This is a genomic window from Spirochaetia bacterium 38H-sp (genome assembly GCA_039023545.1).
GTDB classification, from domain to species: domain Bacteria; phylum Spirochaetota; class Spirochaetia; order Winmispirales; family Winmispiraceae; genus Rarispira; species Rarispira pelagica.
In genome coordinates this window covers 461492-488478 of the sequence record JBCHKQ010000002.1, presented here as the reverse complement: position 1 = coordinate 488478, position 26987 = coordinate 461492, and the positions used below count along the sequence as shown (strand labels likewise).

Genomic DNA, 26987 nt, shown 5'->3' with positions numbered 1-26987 from the left:
TTTTATTAGGAGTAGTGCTGGTTAGTCCTTTTTCTGTATTCCATCGGTTTTTCTCCTGTAAAGGATAAGAATACTCTGCCAAATTGTGTCACACTGCCAAATCCGCATTTCTCTGCAATGTTGTATACTGGTTCTCTGGTCGTTGCAAGCATTTTACAGGCATGTTGAATGCGTATGTAAGAAAGATATTCCTGAAAATTAACTTTGGTAACTTTATGAAAGAGTTTTGATAGATATGCTGGACTTATTGCTACTTCTTTGGCTGCTCGTATAAGATTTATTTTCTCATGATAGTGTGTGTTAAGCCATTCTATTATTTTTGTGACGCGCGAATCCATAGGTTGTTGTTGGGTCCCTTGTTTTTCTGCCGCGTATCTGCAGATGTTGGCTATGAGTATTGTGAGGTGACTCCACACAGCCTCTGTATACCATTGTTCTTTTTTTAATAATTCTGTTCCTATAGAGCTTAGAAGTGCTTCTATTTGATAGCGTGTTTTATTGTCAAATTGTAATACAGGTTCGTATTCTTCTGCCCAGTATACAAGTATAGGGAAAAGAGATGAAAAACGGTGGTCGTTTTGATCTATTATATATATTGCGTATAATTCGCAGCTTTCTCTACTGTCGTTTATGCTTCTATGTAATATTCCCGGAGGGATGAGTGCTATGGAGCCCTGGTTCATTTTATATGTAGCTCTCTGATGGAAAAAAGTTCTGGACCCTGAGGCAACGTATAGTATTTCCCATGACTCGTGAAAGTGTCGTTTTTTATTTGTGATGGCATGGGGGTTTTTTATAAAGCGAATATTGCATGTTTCGTCTTCTATCTTAACAGAGACTGGAAGCATGATAATATTTGAATATTTTTTTCTATTTTTGACAATAGATGCACAGTCTTTTTTCTTTTTTTTTTATATATCTCTTTTTATGAATAATTCCAAGGCTATACTAAAGAATAATCGTATTGATAGAAAGATCAGTAACCGGGAGTTTATACTTAATGAAAATTTATGGAAGGTTGTATTCTATATAGGTTTGCCTCTTGTGTTCTATAATGGCATTAAGCAGATATTTAATTTTTTTGATATCCTTATTGCTGCTTCAATGGGAGCAGATGTAGTTTCTATCGTTTCTTTTATATCTCAGATACAGACTCTTCTCACAACTTTTAGTTTGGGACTGGGCCTTGGTGGTGGTGTGCTGATAGCAAGGGCTAATGGGGCGGGCGATGCTGTAAAAGAGCAACGTCTTATAGGTACCGTTTTTATTCTTATTTTACTGCTTATTGTTATAATTGTTTTCCTTGTGTTACCGTTTGCTCCCTGGGTATTAAAAGTATTTAAGATGCCAGATGAGCTTACCGGTTTGGGTACTGCTATTTTCAGGTTGGAACTTATTGGTCTTATCTTTGTTTTTATAAATACTTTCTATTTTGCAATAGAGCGAGCCAGGGGAAATACCAAGAAGATTTTTTATTGGAATCTGTTGATACTTGTCAGCAGATTGATGTTGAGCTTGTTTTTTATCAAGGTTCTGTATTTGGGACCTGTTTTCTTATCTGTTGCATCTATTATAGCTGAGAGTTTTGTCTTTATCTTTGCGGCTGGAGGTTTTTTTAAGAGAGAAGGTGGTCATATTATACGTTCGTGTCGCAGATCTGGGATATTGCTGGAGGATGTTCGTGAGATTTTTATTATATCTATTCCCATTTTTCTGAGTAAGTTTATATTTCATTATGGGAAGGTTGTTGTTAACAGTATGAGTGCTGCTTATGGTGGTATGGCTATTGGTGCGCTTGGGGTATCCAACAGGATAGTTGGGCTTGCGACTATGCCTACGATTGGTTTTCAGGAAGCTGAGACAACTATTATAAGTCAGAATTTGGGGAATAATAATCCCAAGCGTGCATTTAAGGCTTTTACTATAACTTGTACTATTAATGTAATCTTGGGAGTGATGTTTTTTATTATTATGAGTATTTATAAGGATTCTATTATTCATCTCTTTTCTAAGGGTGATCCTGCTTTTGCTCTGGAGATTGCAAAGGTGTATAATTATGAGCGCTATACTTCGCTTTTGTTGGCTGTTTCCAGCTCTGTTATGGGGCTTTTGTTTGGTTTTGGCTATACCAGGGTTGCTATGTTGCTTAATCTTTTGAGATTATTTGTCTTTCGTATTCCTCCGCTTTGGTATATGCAGCACTATACCAGTCTAAAGACAGAAGGGCTTGGTATTGCTATGCTTATAAGTAATATGATGGTGGGAGTGAGTGCGATTGTGGCGGTTCTTATATTGATTAGACGTAAAAATATTTCTTCTGTCGATGAGAAAAAAATAGAGGAGACCGAGGTTGTGATGGAGGAGTTATAGATTATGCGGATTATGCAATTAGAAGAAAAAAAAATATTTTTTGAAACATGGGTTCATTTTTTATTTTTAATATGTTATAGTTCCTTTTAACGGAGGTTATAGGTATGAATGATATGTTGCAGAAGATTGGTAAAATCGGTCTTGTTCCTGTTATAAAAATCAATAATCCTTCTCATGCTGTTCCCTTGGGGAAGGCTCTTATTTCAGGTGGTATTCCTGTAGCAGAGGTTACTTTCCGCACCGATGCTGCAGAGGAAGCAATCAGAAGGATGAGAGAGGAGCTTCCTGATCTTATTGTAGGAGCAGGTACTGTAATCAGTCCTGAGCTTGCAAAAAAGGCAGTTGCTGCCGGAGCGTCTTTTATAGTTTCTCCCGGTTTTAATCAGAAGACAGTGGAGTGGTGTCTGGAAAATGATGTGCCTGTACTGCCGGGAATAAACAATCCCTCTCTGATAGAGCAGGGACTTTCTTTGGGGTTGGATGTTTTTAAATTTTTTCCTGCAGAGAATTATGGAGGAGCTTCTATGCTCAAGGCTCTTTCTGCTCCTTTTGGTTCTGTAAAGTTTGTTCCTACTGGTGGTATTAATGCCAATAATCTTGCTGACTATGCCCGTCTGGATTCTGTGCTTGCCATAGGCGGTTCTTGGATGGTTAAGTCTGATCTTATTGATAATGAGCAGTGGGAGCAGATAGCTGCTCTGTGTCGTGAGGCTAGGTTAAAGCTGCAGGGTTTCTCCTTTGTCCATATGGGTATAAACCAGGAGAATGCGGACCAAGCAAGAGAGACTGCTTCTATTCTCTCTGTTATGGGATTTCCGGTCAATGAGGGTTCTGCTTCTATTTTTGCCGGTTCTGTCTTTGAGGTGATGAAGAGTCCTTTACGTGGTGCTAACGGGCATATTGCCATAGGATGCTTTAATGTAGAGAGGGCTCTGGAATATCTTGCACAATATGGTTTTAAAGGAGTGCAAGAGACTGCCAGAACAGAGAATGGCAGGCTTAAACTGATTTATCTGGATAAGGAAGTAGGGGGCTTTGCTTTGCATCTCATCAGGGTCTGAGATAAATAGCTTGTATTAAATCTTAATTTGTATTTGTTAGCATATATATGGAATACGGCAGGAAGGTTGCTTACCTTCCTGCTTTTTTATGTGCTGTATGTTTTCCTTTTTTGCGTTTTATATTGCCTGTTCTTGTTTTTTATAATGGTTTTGATAGAGTCTGTAATATGCTCCTTGCTTTTGCATGAGTTCCTCGTGTGAGCCTTGTTCTATTATTCTGCCGTTTTCTATAACGCATATTTTGTCTGCATCGCGGATTGTGCCAAGTCTATGTGCTATTACAAGGCTTGTTCTGCCTTTTAATAGTGTTTTGAGTGCTTTCTGGATGTGTGTTTCTGTTCTTGTATCTACGTTGCTTGTTGCTTCGTCAAGTATAAGGATTGCAGGGTCTGCAAGTATTGCACGAGCTATTGTTATAAGCTGTCTTTGGCCCTGACTGAGGCTTGCTCCAGAGTCAGTAAGCTGTGTGTTGTATCCGTCTGGCAGGTGTCTTATAAAGCTGTCCGCTTCCGCAAGTTTTGCTGCGCGGATTACCTGGTCCATATCTGCATTGGGTTTTGCGTAGCGTATGTTGTCCGCTATTGTGCCTGAGAAGAGGTATGTGTCTTGCAGTACCATGCCTATGTTCTTTCTCAGTGCTGCACGTGTTATGTTCTCTATGTCTGTACTGTCCAGTTCTATTTTTCCTTCTTGGGGTGTATAGAATCTCATAAGGAGGTTGACTATTGTTGTTTTTCCTGCTCCGGTGGGGCCTACTATTGCTATTTTCTCTCCGGCTTCTGCTGTAAGATCTATGTCCGTGAGAACTTTTTTTTCTGGTATGTATGAGAAGTTTACTTTACTTAGTTTTAATTTGCCTTCTGCGGAGAATTTTGTTAGTGCATTTTGCTTTTCTTTTTCTTCTGTTTCTTCTTGTAACTGAAAGATTCTTTCTGCTCCTGCTATTGCGCTCTGTATCATTGTAAACTGGTTTGCTATTTCGTTTATTGGTCTGGAGAATTGGCGTGAGTATGTGAGAAAGGCTGCCACTATGCCTACTGTTAGTATGCCTTTTATTGCAAGGTAGCCTCCTGCTGTTGCTATTATTGCAAAGGAGAGTCCGTTTATTGCGTTCATTATCGGGGGGAGTATGCTTGATACAAACATAGCTTTAAATGCTGCGTCCGCATAGTTATTGTTTGTTTTTATAAAATTATCCAGAAGTTCTCTTTCTTTGCCAAATGCTTTTATTTCTCTGAGTCCTCCTGCGCTTTCTTCTACTATGCTGTTGAGTTTTCCTATTGTTTCCTGCTGCCTTCTAAATTGTTTTCTGCTTGTTGTTGCTATGATTTTTGTTGCAAGTATTGCAAGTGGTATGATTATCATTGTGAGGAGTGTTAGTATGGGGGATAGCAGTAACATCATTATTATTGAGCCTGTCAGCATAAGTATGTTGGAGAATAGTTGTGTGAGTGTCTGTGTAAATGCTGTTGTGAGTGTATCAACGTCGTTGGTAAAGCGACTCATTATGTCTCCGTGAGGTGTTCTATCCAGATAGGGGATGGGGAGTCTGTGCAGTTTTCTAAAGCTTTTTTCTCGTATGTTGTATAGTGCTCCTTGTGCGGCTTTTATGCTTCCTGATATCTGTATCCATGTCAGCAGGGCTGATATTAGGTATAGGCTTGCCATTGTTATTATGGCTGTAAGTACGCTGTGCATGCTGCCTGTTGTTTTTATTGTCGTGATTGTGTCTATTGCTTTCTTTAGGTATAGGGGGGCTATGAGTCCCAGTATTGTGGATATTGTTACTGCTGCAAATACTGTTATAAGCGTTTTTTTATATGGTTTAAGGTATTGCCACAGTTTTTTTATGGTTTTTGAAGGGTTTTCTATTGGTGGTGGCTGTATGCCTCGCATATGTGCACCTGGACCTCGTCCTGCTATCTGTGGTGGTGCGGGTTGTTGTCTTTTATATGTGTTGTTTGTCTGGTTCATGCTTTCTTCCTGTGTTTTTATTGTTTCTCCAGTGGTTTTGCCTAAGGCAGCGGCTTGCCACATGTGTGCGGCAAGCCGCGTTCGGTTTATGTTGTTATTTTATTATTCCTTCCAATTGTGTTTGGCATATTTCTTTATATACGTCGCATGTTTTTATGAGCTGTTGGTGTGTTCCTACTCCTGCTGTTCTGCCTTTGTCTATGACGAGTATCTTGTCTGCGTCCATTATGCTTGTTACTTTCTGGGCTACCATTAGGACTGTGGAATTGTAGTTTTTGAGTGCTTGTAATAGTTGGGCTTCTGTCTCCATGTCTAGTGCACTTGTCGCGTCATCAAGCATGAGTATTGCAGGGTGTCTTATGAGTGCGCGTGCTATTGCTATGCGTTGTTTTTGTCCTCCGGATAGGTTGGTTCCGCCTTGTTCTATGTGTGCGTCAAGTCCGCCAGGCATTTTGCTCACAAAGTCTATTGCTTGTGCGTCTGTAAGTGCTTTTACAAGTGCGCTTTCGTCGGCATGAGGCAGTCCCCACATGAGGTTTTCGCGTATTGTTCCAGCAAAGAGTACCGGGCGCTGAAAGACTACTGCAAATAGTGCCCGCAGGTTGTCTATGTCCATATCTGTATGTCTTTTGCCGTCTATGAGTATTTCTCCTGAGCATGGGTCTATGAGTCGGATTAGGGCTGCAAGTAGTGTGGATTTTCCTGCGCCTGTTGAGCCTATTATGCCAAGTCTCTGTCCTGCTTCTATGTCACAGGATATGTCTGTCAGTGCGGCTTCTTCTTTTTTGTTGTATCTAACGCTGATGTTTCTGATTGACAGGTTTGCACCTTTGTTTCTCCGTAGTGCAGGCTGTGATGAGAAGGAGAGAGCTTCTTTTTCTGCGTCCATAAGCTCGGATATTCTCTTTATTGATGCCTGTGTGCGTGAAAATGTCATAAAAAAGAAGCCTATCATCATTAGAGCAAACAGGATTTGCATAAGGTAGTTGGTGAGGGCTATTATTGTGCCTACTTCCATGCTGCCTGTATAAACGAGGTATCCTCCCGCGTAAAGGACTAGTACTATTGCAAGGTTCATTATTAGAAATATGAGGGGAAAGGCCATACCCAGCATCTTTGATGCCTTGCTCATAACATCGCGCAAGATAGTATTTTTTTGTTTAAAGCGTTCTATCTCAAAGTCGGCGCGTACAAAGGCTCTTACAACTCTGACGCCGTCCAAGTTTTCTCTTATTACAGTGTTGAGCTCATCTGTTGTTTTTTGTGCGAGCGAGAAGAACGGTACACCACGGCGGATAAGAACGGCAATTACGATACCAAGCACCACAATTGCTGCCAACATAATAGCCGTAAGAGCGGGACTAAGTATCATAGCCATAATAAGTCCGCCTACTGCAAGAAGAGGCGCTCTTATCATCATACGAAGCATCATATGTATCAGTGTCTGAATCTGTGTCACATCTGATGTCAGCCTTGTGATAAGAGAACCTGCGGAAAAATCAAATTCTCTGGACATGGACAGACCAAGCATGGAGCGGTATAGCTTCTCCCTAACATCTCTTGCAACTCTTGTGGCAGCGATATCAGCCGTTAGACTGCAGGCAATACCGCCTGCAACTCCTATCAGTACAATCCCAAAAAGCCATAGACCAAGTCTTATAACCGTGGCCATATCGCCAGGAACAATACCCTTGTCCACAATCGTTGCCATGATAGCAGGTTGGGCAAGGTTGACAGCAACCTCAATACCCATAAAAACCAGGGACCCCAGTGCAAAAACCCAGTATTTACGCAAAAAAGAAAAAATAAAACGCATCTCAAACCTCATCCGTAAAGCTATCTATATTATTTCTGATTTTTTCAAAGACCCTCTTTGCAGCATCTATCTCCTCATTGGAAAAACCCTTAAAGCATTCTGCATAAAACTTTCTGAGCCCAGAAATAGCAGTGGCTACAATCTCCTCTCCTTTATCTGTAAGGCGGACCAGTTGCCTTCTTCTGTCCCCCTTATCAGTAACCCTGCTCACAAGCCCTGCCTTCTCCATGCGGCGTAGGACAACCGTAACACTTGCAGGCGATACCATGAGTGCCTGAGCAATTGAGGACTGATTGGCAGGTTGGTTGTGATGAAGAAAGAAAAGAAGCCTGTGCTGCCCTGGATAAAGATTTTCTTTAAACAGGAAACGCGCCATAAGACGTTTCTTGCTTGCAAACATCGACTCAAAAGCCTCAATTGCCTCATCTAAGGAAGACATATGACCTCCTGATTTGTTTAAACATTTAAATAATATAATCCAAAAGAAACAAAGTCAATACAAAACATAAAACCGAACGCAGGGAACGCATACGCGTTCCCTGCTGCCTACGGCAACCCGTATAAAGGAGCAATCCCATGTCTGTATTATCTTATTATTCCTTTATTGTGTTACTCTTATGTTTTTATAGACCGCATTGTACCTTTTTTGTATAATAAAAATAGGGGGTATTTTATGCTGAGAAAAAGGATGCTTCCTGCCGGTTGGTATCCTGATACTCAAGACGGGATACAGTCACAAGTTTCTTACTGGAAAAGCTCTGATATTGATTCTGCTTTTTCTGTTGTTGTCCCCCATGCCGGATGGTTTTTTTCCGGTGAGCTTGCATATATGGGGATATCTTCTCTAAGGGAAGCTGATGTGATAGTTGTGGCTGGAGGTCATCTTGCGCCTGAATCACCTGTTATGTGTATAACTGAGGAAGAGATAGAAACCCCATTGGGGAATATCAGGACAGAGTCTGAGCTTATTGCAAGGATTATGCATGATATGAGTGCTGTGTATGATAAATTTCCTGATAATACAGTGGAGATTCAGCTCCCTATTGTGCGTTTGTGTCAACCGGATGCCCGTGTTGTGGGCTTGCGTTGTCCGCCGGATTCTTCTGTTGTAAAAAAGCTTGCTCGTCTGTTATACGATTATGCCCAAAAATCGTCTATTACCTTGTGTGTAATAGGTTCTACTGACCTTACACACTATGGGCCTCAGTATGGTTTTTCTCCTGTTGGCAAAGGGGATGCCGCAAAAAAATGGGTGAGAGATGAGAATGATAGAGCTTTCATAGATGCACTTATAAGTCTTGATGTGGATACTGCCATAGGCCTTGCCAACTCCAATCTTGCTGCCTGTTCTGCAGGGGGTGCTGTACTGGCTGCAGAGTATGCTAGACTCTGTGGTGTGTCTTCCGGCAGGCTTCTGGCCTACAGACAAAGTTGTGATGTCTATCCCTCCGATTCTTTTGTGGGTTATGCCTCTGTTGTTTTTGCTTGATGCTGACGCACTGATATCAGGAAGTTTTTTTGTGGAGAAACTGTTATTTATGCTTCCATGAGAGAGCATTTAGGCTTATGCCTGTGTTTTCTATGTCTGCTATTATATGGTGTGCCAGTTTATCTGTGTCTGTGGTATGTCTTATGCGTATAAAGAATATCAGATTTACTGTGTTTTCCTTATAGTTTCTTTCTATGTCCATAAAAAGTATTTTTATGGATTTTCTTTTTATGATTTCTATGATTTTTGATAAGTCCTGCTCCTGTGGCATTTCTATCCTTAGTTCTCTGTAATAGTCTTTGGAGTATAGGTTCTCAAGTTTGTTTAGAAATACGAGGGAGAATAGTCCAAGAAGTGTAGCTAGCAGTGCTATATCATAATAGCCTGCACCTACGCACATGCCTATAGCTGCTGTAAGCCATAGGCTTGCTGCTGTTGTAAGGCCGCGTATGGTGAGTCCTGATTTTATTATTGCACCTGCTCCAAGAAATCCTATTCCAGTTATTATTTGGGCGGCAAGCCTGCCCGGATCTCCCTGATATGTTCCGTTTATGTTCTCCGGCAGTTTTATGGAGATAATGACAAATACTGCAGCTCCTAGACTTACAAGCAGGTTTGTTCTAAGACCGGCTGCTCGTCCGTGTATATCTCTTTCTATTCCTATAAGTCCGCCAAGTATGCTTGCGGCTATAAGTTTTGTTATAAAAGAGTCAAGTATCGTATGAGATATTATTGTCCCTAGCATTTTGTCCTCTGCATTTGTGTTTATTTTTAAATTATTATATCCGAGTGTTTTTAGTTTCAAGTAGGCGGAGATAGCATGAAATGGGTCATTGTCCCTGTATATGCCGGAGGCAGGAGTCCCTGCATCTTGATTTTATTTTACTATTCAGGCTGCAGGGACTCCGTTCGATTAAAATTATAATTTTTTTGCTTTTAATTTTTTTATTTTATTGTAAAATGTTGTTGTGGAAGGGCTTTTTTATCATATTTTTGAGAGTGTTCCTGTTCCTGTTGTCTTTGTTGATACGTCGCATGTTATACGTTATGTAAACAGGGCTGCCAGGGATAAGTATGCCAAGCCGGATAGGAGTCTTGTGGGGCGTTCTATTTTTGATTGTCATTCTGAAGCTTCCTGTGAGATAATAAAGAGGTGCTATGAGAGGCTTGTTGCAGGTGAGGATGTTGTGAGTATGAGGATAAACAAGAAAGCTGATGTTGTTTTCCTTGTCGCTGTGCGTGATGATGCCGGCAGGCTTCTTGGGTATTACGAGTATCCTGACGATCCGGCTTGAGGGTAAAAGAAAAGGAGGGGGGGATGGATATTCCTGATTGGCTCTATTCTGCGCTTTATTATGCTTCTCTTGCGCCAAGCGGACATAATACTCAGCCGTGGAATGTACGTATTGTTTCCCCAGAGAAGTTGCTTTTTAGTCTTGACAGGGACAGATTGCTTCCTGCAACAGATCCTGATGCAAAGGAGTCGCTGGTTTCTCTGGGATGCTTTATGGAGTGCTTTGATAATGCCCTATCTGCTTTGGGATATGAAGCTGAGTATCTTATCCATGGGTTTCCGGATGAGACTAATCCTATTGATGTTATTATAAATAAAACGGATAAGACTGAGGATTCTGTCAAGCTCCTTGGAATTAAGCGATTTTTTACCAATCGCAACCCGTTTTTGAGGGATACTCTTGGGTTTGCTGTTCTTGACAGTCTTACTCTTTCTGTATCTACGGGCAGTTTTCATTTTTTTCCTGCACTGGACAGAAAAGGGCTGTATATTGCGGATGCCATAGTGGAGGCTAATAAAAAGCAATTTTGCGATGATGACAAGCTGATTGAGCTTGCCAACTGGTTGCGTTTTAGCCGACGTGAGGCAAAGGAGAGACAAGACGGCATTACTGCGGAGATGCTTGGGCTAGGAGTTTTATCAAGGCTTGTATGGTATGGCTTTTTTAGCAGGAAAACGGTCTTTTCTTCTATTTTCAGGAAGACCTCTCTGGACACTGTTATGCTGCAGGTCAATAACTGTGCCGGTTTTGCTGTAATAACCGGACATGATTCTTCTTATGCTTCTATAATTGGAGCAGGGCGCGATTATATACGTCTTGCTCTTGCCTCTTTGAACGAAGGGATAGCTCTGCATCCCATGTCACAGGTTATGGAAGAAGAGCCTTTTTCTTCTTCTCTTGCTGATGAGCTTGGGCTTCCTGGTGTTATCTGCCTTGTTCTAAGAATAGGCTATTCTGATTATATCCAAAAGAAGGGGATAAGAAGGCCGCCCGAGGCTTTTGTCATAAGAGAGCAATCCTGATTGTTAACGCATAATGTAATAAGTAATCATTTTTATACCGAACGCGCATGGGCTCGCCATGCGCTGCCTTACGGCATAAGAATCATAAGTTTGCTTGTTTTTCTGCATATATGCCGCAGGCAGGAAGAGCTGCATTTTTTTCTCTGTTTTTCTTTGGGCGTTGCAGGGACGATGTTCGGTATTGTTTTTTGTTGACTGTGTGGATTTTTGTGGTATTATGAGGTTGGGAGGATTGTATGAACAAACTAAAGTTTTTTGCTACTGTTCTCATTCTTATTTTGCTTGCATCCTGTGTGTCTTCATCCGGGCCTGGTGGCAGGGGAGTTGTAGATGAGCACGGAATGCTAGGTACACATGGTAGATATATTGTGGATGAGCACGGTTATCCTGTTGCTGTAAAAGGGATGAGCCTTTTCTGGAGTCAATGGTCTTCTTTATTTTGGAACAAAGATGTAGTACATAATCTTGTCAAGGATTGGAATATTTCTATTATAAGATGTGCTATGGGTGTTGAGATAGGAGGTTATCTCAATAATCATATGCTTCACAAAAAGTGGACAACTACTGTTGTGGATGCTGCAATAGAAGAAGGGATTTATGTTATCATTGACTGGCATACACACGGTATTTATCTTCCTCAGGCCAAAGAATTTTTTGCTGAGATGGCTGCAAAGTATGCCAATGTTCCCAATGTTATATTTGAGGTTTTCAATGAGCCTGATACAGAAACCTGGCCGCAGATAAAAGAGTATGCACTTGAGATTATCAAGGTTATACGCGATGCCGGTGCCAATAATCTGATCGTGGTAGGTACTCCTGACTGGTCCAAGGATGTAGACATAGCTGCAATAGACCCCATAACTGGCTTTGACAACATAGCTTATACCTTTCATTTTTATGCGGGCACTCACAGGGATTTTTACAGACAGAAAGTTAAGAAGGCTCTGGAAATGGGGTTGCCTATTTTTGTAACAGAATGGGGCGTTTGCGATGCCTCAGGCAATGGAGGAGTGGATTTTGAAGAGTCAGAAAGATGGCTTGAGTTTATGGATGAGAATATGTTGAGCTGGGCTAACTGGTCTTTTAATGATAAGGACGAAAGTGCTTCTGCACTTGTTATCAACTCCGATACACACGGTCCGTGGCCGGAGGAGCAGATTACAGAATCCGGTAAGTTTGTGCGTTCGCATCTTCTTAAAGAATCGCTTCGTGTCGGAGAGGAGCCTGTAAAATAGCTTTTGCAGGGTATAGGAGGCTTTTGTTATTGCCGGCGGCTCTTGCTGCCGGTTTTTTCTGTATTATAGTACAATAATACCTTTGTAAGCCTGTATCTGTGATAAGCCTATTTTATACAGAAATTATCAACTTCATGACAGTGGCTTGTTTTGTCTTATGGAAAGAGCAAAATATAAAGATAAATATGATTCTTCGCTTGACAGATGGATTTTTATGTTTTAATATATGAATATATGTTCATATATAGGAGTGTTTATGGAGCGATGGTCAGAATCGGATTCTGTAGCCTTGGATGATGTTGCTACCTTCTTTAAGGTGCTAGGAGATCCAGGAAGGATAAGGATACTTAAGCTGCTTATGGATGGCGAGTTATGTGTTCATGAACTTGCAGAGAAGTTAGAAGTATCTCAGTCTGCTGTTTCTCATCAGCTTTCTGTTCTAAAATATGCACGCCTTGTTAAGTCTAGAAGAGAAGGAAAGCATATTTTCTACAGTATTGCGGACGAGCACGTTTCCCAGGTTTTTGCTCTTGCTCTTTTGCATGTTATGGAGGATTAGCATGAGTGATAATAACAAAGCTTGTTCTGTTACCGGATGTTCTACCTGCCAGGTGGATTATTCTATGTCCGATAAAGTTAAAGAAAATAGGAGAGAGATTGTCCTTTGGCTTGTAATGGCTGGTTTTTATATCATTTTTCTTGTGTTATCCAGGACAGTAACTTTTATACCTGATATTGCCTGGGATACACTATGGCTTGTCATGTATGTTCTTGCAGGAAGGACTGTTCTTGCATCCGGTGTCCGCTCACTTCTCTCAGGTGGTGTCTTTGACGAGTCTCTGCTTATGAGTGTTGCGACCGTTGGTGCTTTATTTATTGGTGCCTTTCCCGAGGCTGCTGCGGTAATGATTTTTTATCAAATCGGAGAGGCCTTGCAGGAAAGAGCTGTGAGTAAAGCAAGAGCAGAAATCTCTTCTCTTCTTTCTCTGCGTCCAGAAAAAGCTGTCAGAGTAGAGAAAGACGGCTCTCTAACAATATGTCTGCCGTCCGACTTGCTGGTAGGGGATACTGTTCTTATTAGTCCCGGGGACAGAGTGCCTGTTGATGCTGCTGTTATAGAGGGATCCAGCGATGTGTCTTCTCTTGTTCTTAGCGGAGAATCCGCACCACATCCTGTGGATGAAGGGGATTCTGTTTTTGCAGGAGAGATAAACATTACAGGTGTTCTAAAAGCAAGAGTTGAGAAAGTTTATGCGGATTCTGCTCTATCCAGGATGCTTTCTATTGTAGAAGAAGCCTCAGAGAAAAAGGCACGAGCAGAACGCTTTTTTACCAGGTTTGCACGATACTATACACCGGCCGTTGTCTTGCTGGCTGCATTTGTAGCATTCTTCCCTCCTATTTTTGCTGGAGGAAGCCTTTATGTCTGGGGATATAGAGCACTGGTACTTCTTGTGATATCATGCCCCTGTGCCCTTCTTGTAGGAATCCCTTCTGCCTATGTTGCAGGAATTGCAACCGCAGCAAAAAAAGGTATAATCATAAAAGGTGGAACCGTAATAGACTTACTTGCCTCAGCATCTTCTGTTGTCTTTGACAAAACAGGTACTCTTACTCACGGAGAATTTGAAGTTGCAGAGGTGTATCCAAAAGGAAAAATAGAAAAAGACGAGCTCTTATCCTATGCAGCCTCTGCAGAGCGTTTTTCACCCCATCCGTTGGCAAAAGCTCTTGTAACAGCTGCAAAAGAAAAAGGACTCACATTTGCAGATAGCAATGCTTATGCTTATAACAACAGACAAAGCCCCTCAAAAAAGCCTTATCCTTCCGATACCAGCCAGTATTTCTCTGAGGAGCAACATAGAGATACGCAAAACATATCCTCTGACATATCAGATAACCAAGACACTCTCATCCGGGGGGAAAAAGACAGTTCTTCCAAGGACAGCATAAAAGAAATACCGGGCAGGGGAATAGAAGCGATGGTAAACGGCAAAACAATATTGGTTGGAAGCGATAAGTTGCTCCATGACAGAAATATAGAACATGACACATGTCTTACTGGAAGCGGAATACTACATGTATCAGTGGATGGAGAGCATGCCGGACACATATGGCTACGCGATAGACTGAGAGGGGAGAGTGTAGCTGTCCTTGAGGAACTCAGAAAACAAGGCGTAGGCGATACCGTGGTACTCACCGGCGACAACAGCAATGCAGCTATGGAAGCCCTTAGCCGGCTTGGAGTAGACAGCTGGTACGCAGAGCTCTTACCAGAGGAAAAAGTCCTGAAACTGGAAGAAATCCTAGGCAAGAACCGTCGAGGCTCTGTTATCTTTGTGGGTGATGGCATAAACGATGCTGCTGCACTTGCACGCGCGGATGTAGGCATTGCTATGGGCGCAAAAGGCGCAGAAGCAGCCATAGAAAGTGCGGACTGCGTTATCATGAACGATAGCCTGAGTGCAATACCCTCAGCAATAGACATCTCCCGTCGTACCCGAAGAATAGTCATACAGAACATAATTGGCATCCTAGCAATAAAGGCAGCTTTCCTTTTTGCAGGCTCCCTTGGCCTTGCCAGAATGTGGGAAGCAATCATAGCGGATGTCGGCGTAACCCTCCTTGCCGTACTAAACAGCCTGCGACTATTCTTAAAAAACAAATAAACCGAACGGCAGAGCGCACCCGCTTAGGCAAAAAGGCAAGTAGTGTGCTCTCTGCCTGCCTCCGGCAAATATCAAGCACAATCCACGTGCAGAGTATATAATGGAATAATAGCCCCCCTGGGAATATCCCCTTGCTCTGTTATTTATACCAGGCGAATAGCCCACTTGTGCCCCCCCCTGCGTAAAACAGCAAAAGATATATAAAGTAGCTGTAAAAATACTTTATTATAGTATTATTAAAAAACTTTTAAAAAGTTATTGCTTTTTTGTAAAAAGCGTACTAAACTAAAAACATACCAAATTAGAGGAGACAAACATGATTAACGAGTTTTTTAAAAACATCGATAAAATCCCCTATGAGGGACCAGGCTCCGATAACCCCCTTGCCTTTAAGTACTACAATCCGGAGGAAAAAATAGGTGGTAAAAGCCTAAAAGAACATCTCAGATTTTCTCTTGCATATTGGCATACACTCAACGGAAGTGGTCAGGATCCCTTTGGAGTAGGGACAATGCTCAGACCCTGGCTTAGCATAAGCGATCCAGTGGAGCAGGCCAAGGCAAGAATGACAGCCTGCTTTGAAATAGCAGAAAAACTTGATATGCCATTTTTCTGCTTTCATGACAGGGACATAGCACCTGAGGGAAAGACTCTGAGAGAAAGCAACAAGATTCTTGACGAGATAGTATCCCATACAGCAGAGCTTATGAGATATTCTTCTGTAAAGCTTTTGTGGGGTACAGCCAATCTTTTTAGCAATCCCAGATTTGTGCACGGTGCATCCACTTCTCCCAATGCAGATGTATTTGCCTATGCGGCAGCTCAGGTCAAAAAGGCTCTAGAGATTACAAGAGAGCTTGGCGGAAGCAACTATGTTTTCTGGGGAGGAAGGGAAGGCTACGAGACTCTGCTCAACACTGACATGAAGCTTGAGCTAGACAATCTTGCAAGATTCCTGAGGATGGCTGTGGACTATGCAAAAGAAATTGGTTTTACAGGACAGTTCCTTATAGAGCCCAAGCCAAAGGAGCCTACCAAGCATCAGTATGATTTTGATACTGCTACTGTTTATGGTTTTCTTAAATCCCATGGTCTTGATGAGTACTTTAAGGTAAACATAGAGATGAATCATGCTACACTTGCTTATCATACTTTCCAGCATGAGCTTCATTTTGCACGTATAAATAACTTTCTTGGTAGTCTCGATGTCAATCAGGGTGATTATCTTCTTGGTTGGGATACGGATCAGTTCCCCACAAATCTATATGAGACAACTCTTGCAATGTATGAGGTCATAAAGAACGGAGGTATTGCTCCGGGAGGTCTTAACTTTGATGCCAAGGTAAGGAGAGGTTCTTTTGAGCCGGAGGATATTTTTATCGCTCACATAGCAGGTATGGATGCTCTTGCTCGTGGTTTTAAGACAGCGTATAAAATGGTAGAAGACAGAAAGCTTGATAATTTTATAGAAGAAAGATATGCATCCTACAGAGAAGGGATAGGCAAGGACATTGTAGAAGGCAAGGTTGGTTTTAAAGAACTTGAAGAGTATATACTCGATAAGGAAGTTGTACAGTACAAGTCAGGTCGTCAGGAACTACTCGAGGCTATTGTAAACCAGTATATATAGTCTTCTTATTATGTTACGGGGTTTGCAAAAGCAAGCCCCGCTTGTCTGTACTGGCAATGTGTGGTAATCTCTATGATTGTGAGAAGTATAAAACTGCATAACAAAAATAAAATTCTCAAAGTTCTTGCAAAAAAGGGTAGTCTTACCAAGCAGGATATTGCTCTTGAGACTGGGATGAGTCTTCCTACTGTTGCTACCAATGTGGATGAGCTTGTAAAAGAAGGGTATGCAAAAGAGGCTGGTATGGGAGAGTCCAGAGGCGGCCGTAGACCTGTTGTTGTTGAGTTTGTACCTGATGCAAGGTTTTCTGTTGGCATTGAGGTAAGGCCGGGGAAATTGATTGTTGTTCTTACAGACCTTTATGCCTCCATAAGAGATAGGGCTGTCTCTACTTTTCCTGTTACTGCGGATGGTGTTGGTATTAAGGCTTCTATTGAGTCTGCTGTGCGGGGAATCCTTGATAAAAACTCCATACCTTATGAGAAGGTTATGGGCTTGGGTATTTCTCTACCTGGAGTTTGTGAGTCTTCCTCTCTTTTGCTGGAGTTTGCTCCCAATCTAGGTATTTCAAATTTGTCCTTTGAGGATTTTAAAAAGCATTTTCATTTTCCCATATATATAGAAAACGAGGCAAAGGCTGCTGCTCTTGCGGAGTTTATCCTGAGCGAGGATGCTTCTGCCTCCGATTCTGTGTTGTATATCTCCGTAACAGAAGGGATTGGCTCGGGGCTTATTCTGTCAGGCAATGTTTACAGGGGAGCAAGCAACCGTGCTGGAGAGATAGGGCATATTACAATTATGCCGGACGGCAGGCAGTGTGGATGCGGTAAGAAAGGCTGCTGGGAACGTTATGCTTCTGTTTCTGCTCTTATCGATGATTACTGTTTTGAAAAACGCTCCGATGATGTTAGTATTGCTTCTTTTTCTTCGGATTTGGAAAGAGGAGATCGTGTTGCTGTTTCTGTCTGGAAGGAGTATGTGTCCCATCTTGCAATGGGGATTCATTCTGCTGTGTTGATGGTTGATCCTGCTTTTGTTTTTGTGGGGGGAGAAATTGCTGTCATGGGAGATAGGCTTATTTCTGATCTTAACGATGTGCTTATGAATGACTCTTCTCTTTGCGAGGATAGGCAGGTCAGGATAGAGCTTGCCCGCTTGGGTAATGATGCGTCTGCTTTGGGTGCTGCTCTTATGGCTCTTTCTTCTTTTCCTCTCTATTCCTGATTTATTGTTATAGCTTTGCCGTAGGCAGGAGGGATGCATATTCCTGCCTGCTTTGTAGTGTTTTTGTGCTCCCGACATTCGATATGGATTTTTATAATCCTCAAGTCTTCCTAAAATCTTTTTTATGTGATAGTTTATCTTTCTTGTTATGAATCTTGAAGCGTTTATTCTTGGTACTGGTGGTATGATGCCTCTTCCTCACAGGTTTCTTACGTCTATGCTTTTGCGGCGTGAGGGGGATTTGTTTTTGTTTGATTGCGGAGAAGGGACTCAGGTGTCGCTGCGTGCTCTCAATCTCAGATGGAAGAAAATTTCTGCGATTTTTATTTCTCATACGCATGCGGACCATGTGACAGGACTGCCGGGTATTCTCATGCTTTCTTCTCAAGTGGACAGAAATGAGCCTCTTTTTATATACGGGCCTCCCAAGGTGCGGGAATATGTGGAGATGAGCAGAAAGGTTTTGGATATGTACATCAATTATGAGATTGTTGTACGTGAGATTCCTGCTGGGGAGTCGGTTGTTTGCCATGAGGGGGATGGTTTTTGTGTCCGTTCTTTTCCTCTAAGACATACCAAACCCTGCGTGGGGTATACGCTGGAGGAGTCATCGCGGCCTGGTGTTTTTTTCCCTGAGCGTGCTGTTGAGCTTGGTGTGCCTATGGGGCCTCTGTGGGCTGCTCTTCAGAGAGGGGAGTCTGTGAATGCCAAGGATGGCTCTGTGGTTACCTCGGATATGGTGATGGGTCCGCCCCGCTCCGGTAGAAAGGTTTCTTTTGTTACAGATACCATGTATCTGCCTCACATAAGCGAATATGTTGCAGACAGCGATCTGTTTGTATGCGAGGGAATGTTCTCTCATGAGCTTGTCGAGACTGCGCGGGAGAAGCGGCATCTTACGGCTGTGGAGGCTGCGACTATTGCGAGGGATGCTGGCGGGATAGGACGGCTTGGTCTTATTCACTACAGTCCGCGCTATTCCAACCGCGAGCTTAAGGTGCTTCTCAAGGAAGCAAAAAGTGTTTTTGCTGATACCTTTTTGTGCCGTGACGGGCAGGCCATAGATATTCCCTATCGTGATTAGTTTTTATACCGAACGCCGGAAGGCTCGGCTTTTCTAGCCCTATATATGAGTGCACTTTGCCTTCCGGCTGCCTGCGGCGAATATGTTGCATGTTTTTTCTATGTTTTGTGGTTTTCTGTTTGTTTTAAGACATGTATGTGCGGGGGGGAGCTGGGATGGTAGTGTTTTTTTGTTTATTGAGCCTGCTTTATGTGGGACTTCTGCCGAAGGCAGGGGGTGTCCGCATTTTGCTTTTTCTTTGATATTTTGCCTGCTGCGGGCACACCCGTTCGGGTTATGAAACTTTTTTTGTGTTTTTATGTTTTTTTGATATGGTTTTGCGGGGAGCGTTATGCTTGATGTTATGGATGTAAGGAAGTTTTATGATGATTTTGCCGCGCTGGATGCTGTGTCTTTTTCTGTTATGCGTGGTACTTGTCTAGGTCTGATTGGTCCCAACGGTGCTGGTAAGTCCACACTCTGCAGGGTGCTTGCCGGGGTTTTTTTGCCGGATGAGGGGGATGTCAGGTTGGATGGGGTTTCTGTTTTTTCTTCTATGGAGTATAGGTTGTCCGTAGGTTATCTTCCCGAAGAGCCCGCTTTGCCTCGTGACTGGGTTGTGCGGGATTTTGTAGAGTGGGCGGGATTTTTGCGTATGCGCGGTAGGGGGAGTTCTTCTGTAGCTGATGTTTTGGGCATGGTAGGGTTGTCTGATGTTGCTTCTCGTGTGATAGGTACTTTGTCCAGGGGGTACAGGCAACGTGTGGGGCTGGCTGCTGCGATTATAGGTGGGCCAAAGCTGCTTGTCTTGGATGAGCCTGCTACTGGTCTTGACCCTGTACAGCAGGGGGAGTTTCGCGCACTTGTGGCTTCTTTGTGCAAGGATAGGGTGGTGGTAATGTCCTCTCATATCCTTGGTGAGGTAGAGAGAGTTTGTTCTTCTGTGCTGCTCATAGATGGTGGTAGGGTTGTTGCGGATGTGGCTGCAGGTGAGCTTGATGCTTATAGAGGAACGCGCCGTTTTAAGCTTGTGCTAGAGAATGTAGACAGGACTGATGGGTTGCCGGATGGTTTTATGCTTGCCGATGAGAGGCGTGTTGACAGAGCCGGTGTTACGTGCAGGGAGCTTGTGCTGGAAGGAAAAGGGGAGCTTGGAGAGCTGGTGGACTGGGCTTCTTCTTGCGGGCTTAGGGTTTTGTCTGTGGAGGAGGAGAGTGCCGGATTGGAAGCGCTTTTTATGAGGCTTAGGGAGAATAAAAAGAATGCTTGATTTCTCTGTTATCTTTTTTCTTGTAAGGCGTGAGGTTTATTACTTTTTTAAAAAGCCTGTTTTTTATGTCTGGACTGCTGTTTTTACTGCTTTTTCTGCCATATGGGCTGTGTTTTTTAGACATATTTTTGCCATAGGACTTTCTTCTTTTTCTTTTTATCTTGAGGCATTGTCTTTTCTTATTCCTGTAGGGCTCGCTTTTTTTCTTGCAAGTCTTTATAGGGGAAGGGATGCAAGGCAGGTTGCAGAGTTTTTTTATTCTCTCCCTGTCTCTTCTTATGAGATTGTGGCTTACAGATACATAAGTGCAGTTTTCCTTATGTTCTTTTCCCTTCTTTTCTGTGTGCCGTTTTTTATCATGTTTTGTTCTGCAGGTACTTTTTATGTGGGAGAACTTTTTTCTGTTCTTATTGCTATAATTCTTATGGTCGTCTTCTTTGCTGCTCTCAATTCTTTTTTGATACGTCTTTATGATAATCCTGCTTTTTCCCTTATTTTTACAATTTTTGTAGACTTTATCCTACTTTTTATCGCAGCACTTGCAGCTTCTTTTAATCTGCCTCCATCTTTGTCTTCTTTACTGAGATTTTTTTCTCCTACTATACGTTTCCTGCGTCTTGCTGATGCCTATGTTGCTCTTGCCGATGTTATGTGGTTTTTTCTGTTATCACTTGCTTTTTTACTTTTTCTGCATCTTTATACAGAGAAAAAAAGAGGGACAAGGATCAATGCGCGTTCTTTTTCTGTACAGCTTCTTGTTTTTCTGATACTACTTCTTGCTCATTCTTCTGCAACCAGTCTTTTCTTTGATTTGTCTCATAAAAGACGTCATACCCTTGCGGATGTCACACATGCTTTGTTAAGAAAGATTTCTGCTCCTCTATACATAGACTATTATTATAGCGATTTTCTGGAGACACAAAGTCCTGTTCCCGAGGAGATATTATCTCATCTTAGGCTTTATACCAGATATAGCAATCAGGTTGTTTTGAGAACCAGAAAGTTGTCGGGAAGGGATGAGGATGCAGAACGCTTGGGTATTGTTCCTCAGCAGGTAGAAAGCAGCTCGGCAAGCAGTATAAGCTATAGTACTGTTTACTCTGGCATAAGCATAAGTTATCTGGACAAGGTGTGGGTTATACCCGTAGCTTACGAGCAAAGGCTGCTACAGTATCAGATTGCATCTGCTCTGGATGCTCTCCTTACGGGCAAAAGACCTGTGGTGGGTGTGTTTACAAGGGAAACAGGCGATGACTACAAAAAATCGTATGTAAGCATGGTGGGCTTTCTTGCCAGAGGGTTTGATGTTGTGGCTGTCGGACCTGACAGGGATAAGGATTTTGATATTCTAATTGTAGTTGACAGGGGAAGTATGTCTGATACAGATGTCTCCTTTATAGCTTCTGCAATAAAGAATAATAAGTCTGTTCTTTTTGCTGTTGACAGTATAGATATAGACCCTCAGGATTACTTTGCTGTCAAGGATGCTTCCGACAGCCCCCTTATGACTTTTCTTGGGCATCTTGGAATAAAAGCGGAGAACAAACTCATAGCATTACCACCGGGGTTAAATATTCCTCTCTTGGAAGAAGGAGAGTCTTCTTCTGTATCAAGGCTGGTTGAATATCCTCTATGGCTGGATATAAAATATGCACAAGCGGATTTGCCGTGGGCAAAGTGGTTTTCTGGGCTTCATCTTTACTGGTCTAGCCCGCTTAGACTTACCAGTAAGGCTTGGAAGCCTGCATTAGTAACTCCGCCTGCATATTCCATAGGTATGGATAAAAGCATATTGCCCGGAGCAATTGCGTCGCCCTATGGAGAAAGGGATATCAGCTATGTTGTTTCTGCAGTATATCAATCCGATAACGGGCAAAGAATGCTAATTGTTTCCGATGCGGATTTTTTAAGCGACCTTAGCGCTTTTACATCCGCTCATGAGAATATGGACTTTCTGCTTTCCGCATGCACATGGCTTGCAGGCAAAGACAAGATTATCCCTCTTGTAGTCAGAGATTCTTCTGTAGAAAAATTAAAGATAAGCAGCAGTGAAGAACGGGCACAGATTTTTATCTTTCTCTTCAACGGTATAAATATATTTTTTATTCCTTTTATTCTGCTTGTCATAGCAACAGTGATTTATGTACGAGGATATAATGGAAAAAAAGACTAGGGTTCTTTTTGCTGTAAACACAGTTCTTCTCTTTCTTCTCATAATACGTGGTGCAATGCCTTTTTTCTCAAACAGAACGGGGAGTCTTATAAAACTAAAAGAAGCAGCGATAAACAAAATAGAGATAAACTCAGGCATAATTCTCACAAGACAAGGACAGTCATGGAAAATAAAAGACGGCAATATCCTATATCCTGCCAATACCGATGCGGTGGACAAATTTCTTTCTATGCTTATGTTGATTGATAACAATACACCTGTGACAGAAAAGGACTCTCCTGCTCTTATGGGAGAAAAACCTCTTAAGGTAGTTCTTACTGCGGATTACGGTAGAAGCCAGACTCTCCTTATAGGAAAACGTTCCCCTGTTCCAGGCAAAAGATATGTCAAACTGGAAGGTGAGTCTGCAATATACAGTGCTGACGGAAGTGCAGGTTTTTATGCCGGACAGACAGCAGCTTTCTGGAAAGAACTCCGTCCCCTGTCTGGACTTGCTCCTGCGGATATAATGGTTTTGCAATATCGTTCTTTGGCATCCAATAAGGAATATCTACTTGCACAAGTGGAAGAAAATAACAAGACAACATGGAAACTCAGAAAGAAGAATATGTTTGCAGATATACAGCCCCAAAATGCCGTAAGCTTTCTTCTTCCTATTACAGAAGCAAAAGCAAAAGACGTTCTCCCCTTGCCGGAAGAAAACCTCAGCCCAATATCAAAACTCTCAGTAGAAACAATAGAAGGGATAAAAAAGTTTTTTATTTTTTCATATGGTGGTAGCATCTGTATAGCGGAAGAAGGCAAAAGATATTATTTTTATGATATCTCAAAGCTCTATACAGAGTTGGAAGAAGCCGATTTTGCAAGATAATCCCTATATTTGTCTGGATCGGCATAAAAAGCAAAAACAGGATTGCTTTGCGAGCGTAATGCCTTGGCAAGGGCTCTCTTTGCTTCTTTAAAAAGCTCCTCCGCAGATATTAGTCTGCTATTTCTGCTGGATATTCCAAAGAAAGCAGGAGTGTTTATACCACTGTCCTTTTTAAGACCAGGATAGACTTCCTTTATAAGAGCTAGAGCTTCTTGGATTTTTCTATTGCGTATTATCCAGACAAAGGTCCTATTCCTAAAAAGATACCCCCTGTATTCTGGGCCAAAAAGAGTTTCCATTCTGGAGTCGCTTATAAACCCGTCAATCTTGGGATTGAGCCTTGCAAGAACAAGGCATAAATCCTCTGCCTCATATTCCGAGGCTCTTATATCCGACTCTATACGATCCATAAGAAAAGAAAGCTCTCTGTCCGTCTTAGTCTTGTTTTTTACAGAAAGCCCATCTTTTTCTTCTTCTGGATTTTGCTGTTTCTCTTTATTCTCTGACTTATCTTTTTTTGCAGTTTCCGAGCGCATACCAGAGAGGGCAAAACCAATTGCGGCAAGCAGGTTGAGCAAAAAGTAACTTCCTATTACAAAAAGAGCTCTGATAAGATAATCAACAGCCTTTTCTTGTGACAAAAAAGGAGAAACAGCTTTTATAACAAAGTCTGTTCCATCTATCCTCTGCTCCATAACTACTTCCAGCGGGCTTACTCCCTTTATATCATATGAAGATCTGTTGCTATTCTGAGAAACAATGGATTGTATATATTTCCCTGTTGAGGCCTCTGCCAGAACTGCACCCTCCTTATTGCTAAGCATTATTGCGGAAAACTGTTTGCTGTCTACAAGCCTTTTAAAAAGACCCTTTAGAGCAAGCCCTATATCGTAAGTAGTCCCAGAACTTTCGAAATAAGTCTTTACGGTATCCCTCAAAGAAAGAAAACTCTGATGAGCAGAAGCTTGACCCTCCCTATACAACCTTACGGAAAAGAAAACACCTACGCCAAGAATCGCAATCAGCAAAATAAAAGAGAGCACCAGATATATGGAAAGAAAACGCCTCATATAACTATATTATTGACATTTTAAAGCATTAATTAAACCCTTTTTATACAAAAAATATAAAATATACCGAACGCGCGCATGCGCGCGCTTTTTTTAAAGAAAAATAAAATAAATCAAAAAAATCGCAATATTAAAGCCTATTTTCAAGGGAAAATACTAAAATGCTTGTCTTTATTTATGAGCTGCTGATATAATAGCACATAAGGGGGATCCCATGAAGAAAATAATTATCATAACATTGATGTTGGTACTCAGCTTTACAATTTGGGCAGGTGGTGGCGGAGAAAAACAGGCGCCGAGCATAAGCCTTGGTGATGAAGACACGGTATACATCTCTCCCGCTGTTTCGGAAGGTGTACAAGATACTGTTACAATCCCATTGACAGTTACTGCAACTACAATCCTTCGCAGTTACAGGATTGTAATCCAGGACGAGCAGGGCAATATAGTCTGGACAGCGGAGAACGAGCCGCTTCCTGAGCCCGGGTTTTTTGACGGCATCCTTATTGCTCTTGGTTTCAAAAAGAAAGACGCGGTTACCATCCCGTCATCTATCGATTGGGATGGTAAAGACAGCAGCGGCAACAATGTCCCTGACGGTACATACACCTGTAATGTAACCGTTACGGATGATATTGAGCAGACATCAACATCATCTCTCACTATAGTTGTTGATAATACCCCGCCTTCTGCAGAAATAAGACTATCGGATACAATCTTTTCTCCCAACGGAGACGGGAAAAACGACTATATAACGGCCTATATGTCGGGGACAGAAGAGGAAGAATGGACGATAACTGTCACCAACGAAATCAAGCAGGATGTCTTTACGTACAGGTTGGAAAATGCAGCGCCATCTACTCTTACCTGGGACGGCACAATGGAAGATGGCTCTATCATACCTGATGGCACATATACTGTTACTCTTTCTGCAACCGATGCTGCGGGGAACAGCTTCTCGGTTACATCACAAGAAGTTACGGTGGATGCCTCAAGCAAGCTTTTTACTGTTATAGCAGAGCCTGCTGCAATTTCTCCCAATGGAGACGGCAATAACGATTATACCGTTATATCAGTTGCAGAACGCTCTCAGGGAACAATAACAGAGCTGGAAGTAACAGTTACTGATGAAAAAGGAAATGTTATCTACCATGATAAGACTCCTGAGTTTATGGAGTCAGTTATATTCAACGGCATTATTGGTGGAGATATCCTGCCTGACGGAAAGTATACCTTTGATATTAGTGCAACATACGAGACAGGTACAGTTGCTGAGAGCAGTTTTGAGCTGCTTGTTGATACCAAGCCTCCTGTAGTTCTTCTCAATTATGGATATAAGAAGTTCTCTCCCAATGGAGACGGCTTTAGAGATAGCTTTGTTGTGGAGCAGGCAGCAGAAGAAGATCTTACCTGGACATCGGAGATACGCAGCAAAGAAGGCGGGCTTATATACAGCAAAACCTGGAGAGATGGAACCAGCGATTTTATCTGGGACGGCCGTACAGCAGAAGGCGGGGAAGCTCCGGAAGGTTTTTATACCTATAAGGTATATGCCCGCGATGATGCTGGTAATCTTGGCATAGCAGAGATAAACGATATTGAGCTTACATATTCCTTACCGGAGATAAAGATTATAACGGAGCATCCCGGATTTTCTCCCAATGGCGATGGTATAAGAGATGACCTTACGGTAATCCTTGATGGAGATTCCGACTTGCCTGTTGACAGTGCAGAGATTCTTGTAACTGCTCCTGATGGTACACAGTACACCATAAGCAGTAAAGATTTTGATATTGAAACTCTCAGTCTACCGTTCGTTTTCTCTACAAAACAGCTCAATTTGCCTCCTCTTCCTGATGGCGAATATATGCTTGATGCAAGTGTACGGTACGGGGACAAGATGATAACTGCAAAATCCAGTGTTTGGGTGGATACTGTACCCCCGGTTGCTTCTTTATCCATAGAGCCAGTACCATTCTCTCCAGATGGTGACAGCAGAGATGAAAAAGTAGCCCTTATTCCGGAGGTACAGGATAATACAGGTATAGAGTCATGGACTCTGGTAGTTACCAATAAAAACAGGAGCAAGGACTTCTCAGGCAATGGTGATGTGCCTTCCTCTATAGAATGGGACGGCCGTTTTGATAATGATGATATGGTAGAACAGGCTCATGATTACCCATCCGTACTTACTGTTACGGATTATGGTGGCAATATTGCCAAGGTATCGGCCTATGTTGTTACAGATGTTTTTGTAGTGATAAAGAACAACGATGCATACATAAGTGTACCTGATATCCACTTTGCGCCTTTTACTGCGGATTATACAAATAAAGTACCGGCTGATATCAGAAAAGAGAATCTTGAGACCCTGGATGCTGTTGCTGCTATGCTCAAGAAGTTTCCAGAATATCATGTTGTTTTGGAAGGGCATGCGGTATCTCTGCTTTGGTATAATAGGGAAAGAGCTACTGTGGAGCAGAAAGAAGTGCTTGTACCTCTTTCCAGAGCACGTGCCCAGGCTGTAAGAAAAGCTCTTATAGAGCGCGGTATTGATGCATCAAGACTCAAGATAGCTGGTCTTGGTGGTGAACGTCCAATTGTTCCTTTCTCGGATACAAAAAAGCGTTGGGTCAATAGAAGGGTTGAGTTTATGCTGGAAGAAAAGAGTAAAAAATAAAAATTATATCGGACGGGCATCCCGTAAGGGATGCCCTTTTTATGTTTTCTTGTACCTATAGATATGCTTTGAGCT

Annotated in this window: 21 protein-coding genes; 15 read left to right on the top strand and 6 right to left on the bottom strand. The window is 42.2% G+C overall.

Annotated elements, in window-relative coordinates:
- Nucleotides 1-5 precede the first annotated feature (5 nt).
- The gene (locus WKV44_06070) at nt 6-848 is read right to left on the bottom strand and encodes an AraC family transcriptional regulator (protein ID MEM5948102.1); all 843 of its coding nucleotides are present in this window, start codon (nt 846-848) and stop codon (nt 6-8) included.
- 79 nt (nt 849-927) lie between these two features.
- Between WKV44_06070 and WKV44_06065 the strand changes: the two genes are divergently transcribed.
- Together WKV44_06065 and WKV44_06060 are read left to right on the top strand one after the other, a co-directional pair.
- A complete protein-coding gene (locus tag WKV44_06065; protein ID MEM5948101.1) occupies nt 928-2370 on the top strand; it encodes an MATE family efflux transporter in 1443 nt (480 codons plus the stop codon).
- 104 nt (nt 2371-2474) lie between these two features.
- Entirely contained in the window at nt 2475-3431 is a 957-nt protein-coding gene (locus WKV44_06060; GenBank protein MEM5948100.1) for a bifunctional 4-hydroxy-2-oxoglutarate aldolase/2-dehydro-3-deoxy-phosphogluconate aldolase, read from the top strand.
- Nucleotides 3432-3548: 117 nt separating this feature from the next.
- On the opposite strand, the gene WKV44_06055 is transcribed toward WKV44_06060, so the two are convergent.
- From WKV44_06055 to WKV44_06045, 3 genes are all read right to left on the bottom strand, one after another.
- Entirely contained in the window at nt 3549-5405 is a 1857-nt protein-coding gene (locus tag WKV44_06055) for an ABC transporter ATP-binding protein (protein ID MEM5948099.1), read from the bottom strand.
- A 94-nt stretch (nt 5406-5499) separates the two neighbouring features.
- Entirely contained in the window at nt 5500-7233 is a 1734-nt protein-coding gene (locus WKV44_06050) for an ABC transporter ATP-binding protein (protein MEM5948098.1), read from the bottom strand.
- Nucleotides 7223-7660, bottom strand: coding sequence for a MarR family transcriptional regulator (locus WKV44_06045; GenBank protein ID MEM5948097.1), 438 nt, complete (start codon nt 7658-7660; stop codon nt 7223-7225). Before WKV44_06045 ends, WKV44_06050 begins: the two co-directional genes overlap by 11 nt.
- A 234-nt stretch (nt 7661-7894) precedes the next feature.
- On the opposite strand from WKV44_06045, the gene amrB reads away from it, so the two are divergent.
- The gene (gene amrB / locus WKV44_06040; GenBank protein ID MEM5948096.1) at nt 7895-8710 is read left to right on the top strand and encodes an AmmeMemoRadiSam system protein B; all 816 of its coding nucleotides are present in this window, start codon (nt 7895-7897) and stop codon (nt 8708-8710) included.
- Between the two features lie 43 nt (nt 8711-8753).
- On the opposite strand, the gene WKV44_06035 is transcribed toward amrB, so the two are convergent.
- Nucleotides 8754-9455: an MgtC/SapB family protein gene (locus tag WKV44_06035; protein ID MEM5948095.1), complete on the bottom strand. Its 702-nt coding sequence runs from the start codon at nt 9453-9455 to the stop codon at nt 8754-8756.
- Between the two features lie 223 nt (nt 9456-9678).
- Between WKV44_06035 and WKV44_06030 the strand changes: the two genes are divergently transcribed.
- The 11 genes from WKV44_06030 to WKV44_05980 all read left to right on the top strand — a co-directional run bounded on the left by WKV44_06030 (nt 9679) and on the right by WKV44_05980 (nt 23162).
- Complete coding sequence (locus tag WKV44_06030; protein ID MEM5948094.1) at nt 9679-10005, top strand: PAS domain-containing protein; 327 nt, start codon at nt 9679-9681, stop codon at nt 10003-10005.
- A gap of 23 nt (nt 10006-10028) precedes the next feature.
- A complete protein-coding gene (locus WKV44_06025; protein MEM5948093.1) occupies nt 10029-11027 on the top strand; it encodes a hypothetical protein in 999 nt (332 codons plus the stop codon).
- Nucleotides 11028-11263: 236 nt separating this feature from the next.
- A complete protein-coding gene (locus WKV44_06020) occupies nt 11264-12262 on the top strand; it encodes a glycoside hydrolase family 5 protein (protein ID MEM5948092.1) in 999 nt (332 codons plus the stop codon).
- A gap of 226 nt (nt 12263-12488) precedes the next feature.
- A complete protein-coding gene (locus tag WKV44_06015) occupies nt 12489-12821 on the top strand; it encodes a metalloregulator ArsR/SmtB family transcription factor (GenBank protein ID MEM5948091.1) in 333 nt (110 codons plus the stop codon).
- Nucleotide 12822: 1 nt separating this feature from the next.
- On the top strand, nt 12823-14931 hold the full coding sequence (locus WKV44_06010; GenBank protein MEM5948090.1) for a heavy metal translocating P-type ATPase: 2109 nt from the start codon (nt 12823-12825) through the stop codon (nt 14929-14931).
- A 316-nt stretch (nt 14932-15247) separates the two neighbouring features.
- Nucleotides 15248-16561 carry a xylose isomerase gene (gene xylA / locus WKV44_06005; GenBank protein MEM5948089.1) on the top strand — a complete coding sequence of 438 codons (1314 nt, stop codon included), beginning with the start codon at nt 15248-15250 and terminating at the stop codon, nt 16559-16561.
- Nucleotides 16562-16633: 72 nt separating this feature from the next.
- On the top strand, nt 16634-17785 hold the full coding sequence (locus WKV44_06000; protein MEM5948088.1) for an ROK family transcriptional regulator: 1152 nt from the start codon (nt 16634-16636) through the stop codon (nt 17783-17785).
- Nucleotides 17786-17933: 148 nt separating this feature from the next.
- Nucleotides 17934-18869: a ribonuclease Z gene (locus WKV44_05995; protein MEM5948087.1), complete on the top strand. Its 936-nt coding sequence runs from the start codon at nt 17934-17936 to the stop codon at nt 18867-18869.
- 331 nt (nt 18870-19200) lie between these two features.
- Nucleotides 19201-20118: an ABC transporter ATP-binding protein gene (locus WKV44_05990; protein MEM5948086.1), complete on the top strand. Its 918-nt coding sequence runs from the start codon at nt 19201-19203 to the stop codon at nt 20116-20118.
- The gene (locus WKV44_05985) at nt 20111-22291 is read left to right on the top strand and encodes a Gldg family protein (protein MEM5948085.1); all 2181 of its coding nucleotides are present in this window, start codon (nt 20111-20113) and stop codon (nt 22289-22291) included. The genes WKV44_05990 and WKV44_05985 overlap by 8 nt, the downstream gene beginning before the upstream one ends.
- Nucleotides 22275-23162: a DUF4340 domain-containing protein gene (locus tag WKV44_05980; protein ID MEM5948084.1), complete on the top strand. Its 888-nt coding sequence runs from the start codon at nt 22275-22277 to the stop codon at nt 23160-23162. Before WKV44_05985 ends, WKV44_05980 begins: the two co-directional genes overlap by 17 nt.
- On the opposite strand, the gene WKV44_05975 is transcribed toward WKV44_05980, so the two are convergent.
- Entirely contained in the window at nt 23126-24232 is a 1107-nt protein-coding gene (locus WKV44_05975; GenBank protein ID MEM5948083.1) for a hypothetical protein, read from the bottom strand. The genes WKV44_05980 and WKV44_05975 overlap by 37 nt on opposite strands.
- Nucleotides 24233-24446: 214 nt before the next feature.
- Here WKV44_05975 and WKV44_05970 point away from each other — a divergent pair, with 214 nt between their 5' ends.
- Nucleotides 24447-26912, top strand: coding sequence for a gliding motility-associated C-terminal domain-containing protein (locus tag WKV44_05970; GenBank protein ID MEM5948082.1), 2466 nt, complete (start codon nt 24447-24449; stop codon nt 26910-26912).
- Nucleotides 26913-26987 lie beyond the last annotated feature (75 nt).

Excerpts from the sequence above, each read along its gene's own strand:
- WKV44_05985 (MEM5948085.1), top strand. The coding sequence starts at position 20,111 with ATGCTTGATTTCTCTGTTATCTTTTTTCTTGTAAGGCGTGAGGTTTAT.
- WKV44_06045 (MEM5948097.1), bottom strand. The coding sequence starts at position 7,660 with ATGTCTTCCTTAGATGAGGCAATTGAGGCTTTTGAGTCGATGTTTGCA.
- WKV44_05990 (MEM5948086.1), top strand. The coding sequence starts at position 19,201 with ATGCTTGATGTTATGGATGTAAGGAAGTTTTATGATGATTTTGCCGCG.
- WKV44_06055 (MEM5948099.1), bottom strand. The coding sequence starts at position 5,405 with ATGAACCAGACAAACAACACATATAAAAGACAACAACCCGCACCACCA.
- WKV44_05980 (MEM5948084.1), top strand. The coding sequence starts at position 22,275 with ATGGAAAAAAAGACTAGGGTTCTTTTTGCTGTAAACACAGTTCTTCTC.
- WKV44_06035 (MEM5948095.1), bottom strand. The coding sequence starts at position 9,455 with ATGCTAGGGACAATAATATCTCATACGATACTTGACTCTTTTATAACA.
- WKV44_06050 (MEM5948098.1), bottom strand. The coding sequence starts at position 7,233 with ATGAGGTTTGAGATGCGTTTTATTTTTTCTTTTTTGCGTAAATACTGG.
- WKV44_06065 (MEM5948101.1), top strand. The coding sequence starts at position 928 with ATGAATAATTCCAAGGCTATACTAAAGAATAATCGTATTGATAGAAAG.
- WKV44_06060 (MEM5948100.1), top strand. The coding sequence starts at position 2,475 with ATGAATGATATGTTGCAGAAGATTGGTAAAATCGGTCTTGTTCCTGTT.
- WKV44_05975 (MEM5948083.1), bottom strand. The coding sequence starts at position 24,232 with ATGAGGCGTTTTCTTTCCATATATCTGGTGCTCTCTTTTATTTTGCTG.
- xylA (MEM5948089.1), top strand. The coding sequence starts at position 15,248 with ATGATTAACGAGTTTTTTAAAAACATCGATAAAATCCCCTATGAGGGA.
- WKV44_05995 (MEM5948087.1), top strand. The coding sequence starts at position 17,934 with ATGAATCTTGAAGCGTTTATTCTTGGTACTGGTGGTATGATGCCTCTT.
- WKV44_06070 (MEM5948102.1), bottom strand. The coding sequence starts at position 848 with ATGCTTCCAGTCTCTGTTAAGATAGAAGACGAAACATGCAATATTCGC.
- WKV44_06020 (MEM5948092.1), top strand. The coding sequence starts at position 11,264 with ATGAACAAACTAAAGTTTTTTGCTACTGTTCTCATTCTTATTTTGCTT.
- WKV44_06015 (MEM5948091.1), top strand. The coding sequence starts at position 12,489 with ATGAATATATGTTCATATATAGGAGTGTTTATGGAGCGATGGTCAGAA.
- amrB (MEM5948096.1), top strand. The coding sequence starts at position 7,895 with ATGCTGAGAAAAAGGATGCTTCCTGCCGGTTGGTATCCTGATACTCAA.
- WKV44_06025 (MEM5948093.1), top strand. The coding sequence starts at position 10,029 with ATGGATATTCCTGATTGGCTCTATTCTGCGCTTTATTATGCTTCTCTT.
- WKV44_05970 (MEM5948082.1), top strand. The coding sequence starts at position 24,447 with ATGAAGAAAATAATTATCATAACATTGATGTTGGTACTCAGCTTTACA.
- WKV44_06000 (MEM5948088.1), top strand. The coding sequence starts at position 16,634 with ATGATTGTGAGAAGTATAAAACTGCATAACAAAAATAAAATTCTCAAA.
- WKV44_06010 (MEM5948090.1), top strand. The coding sequence starts at position 12,823 with ATGAGTGATAATAACAAAGCTTGTTCTGTTACCGGATGTTCTACCTGC.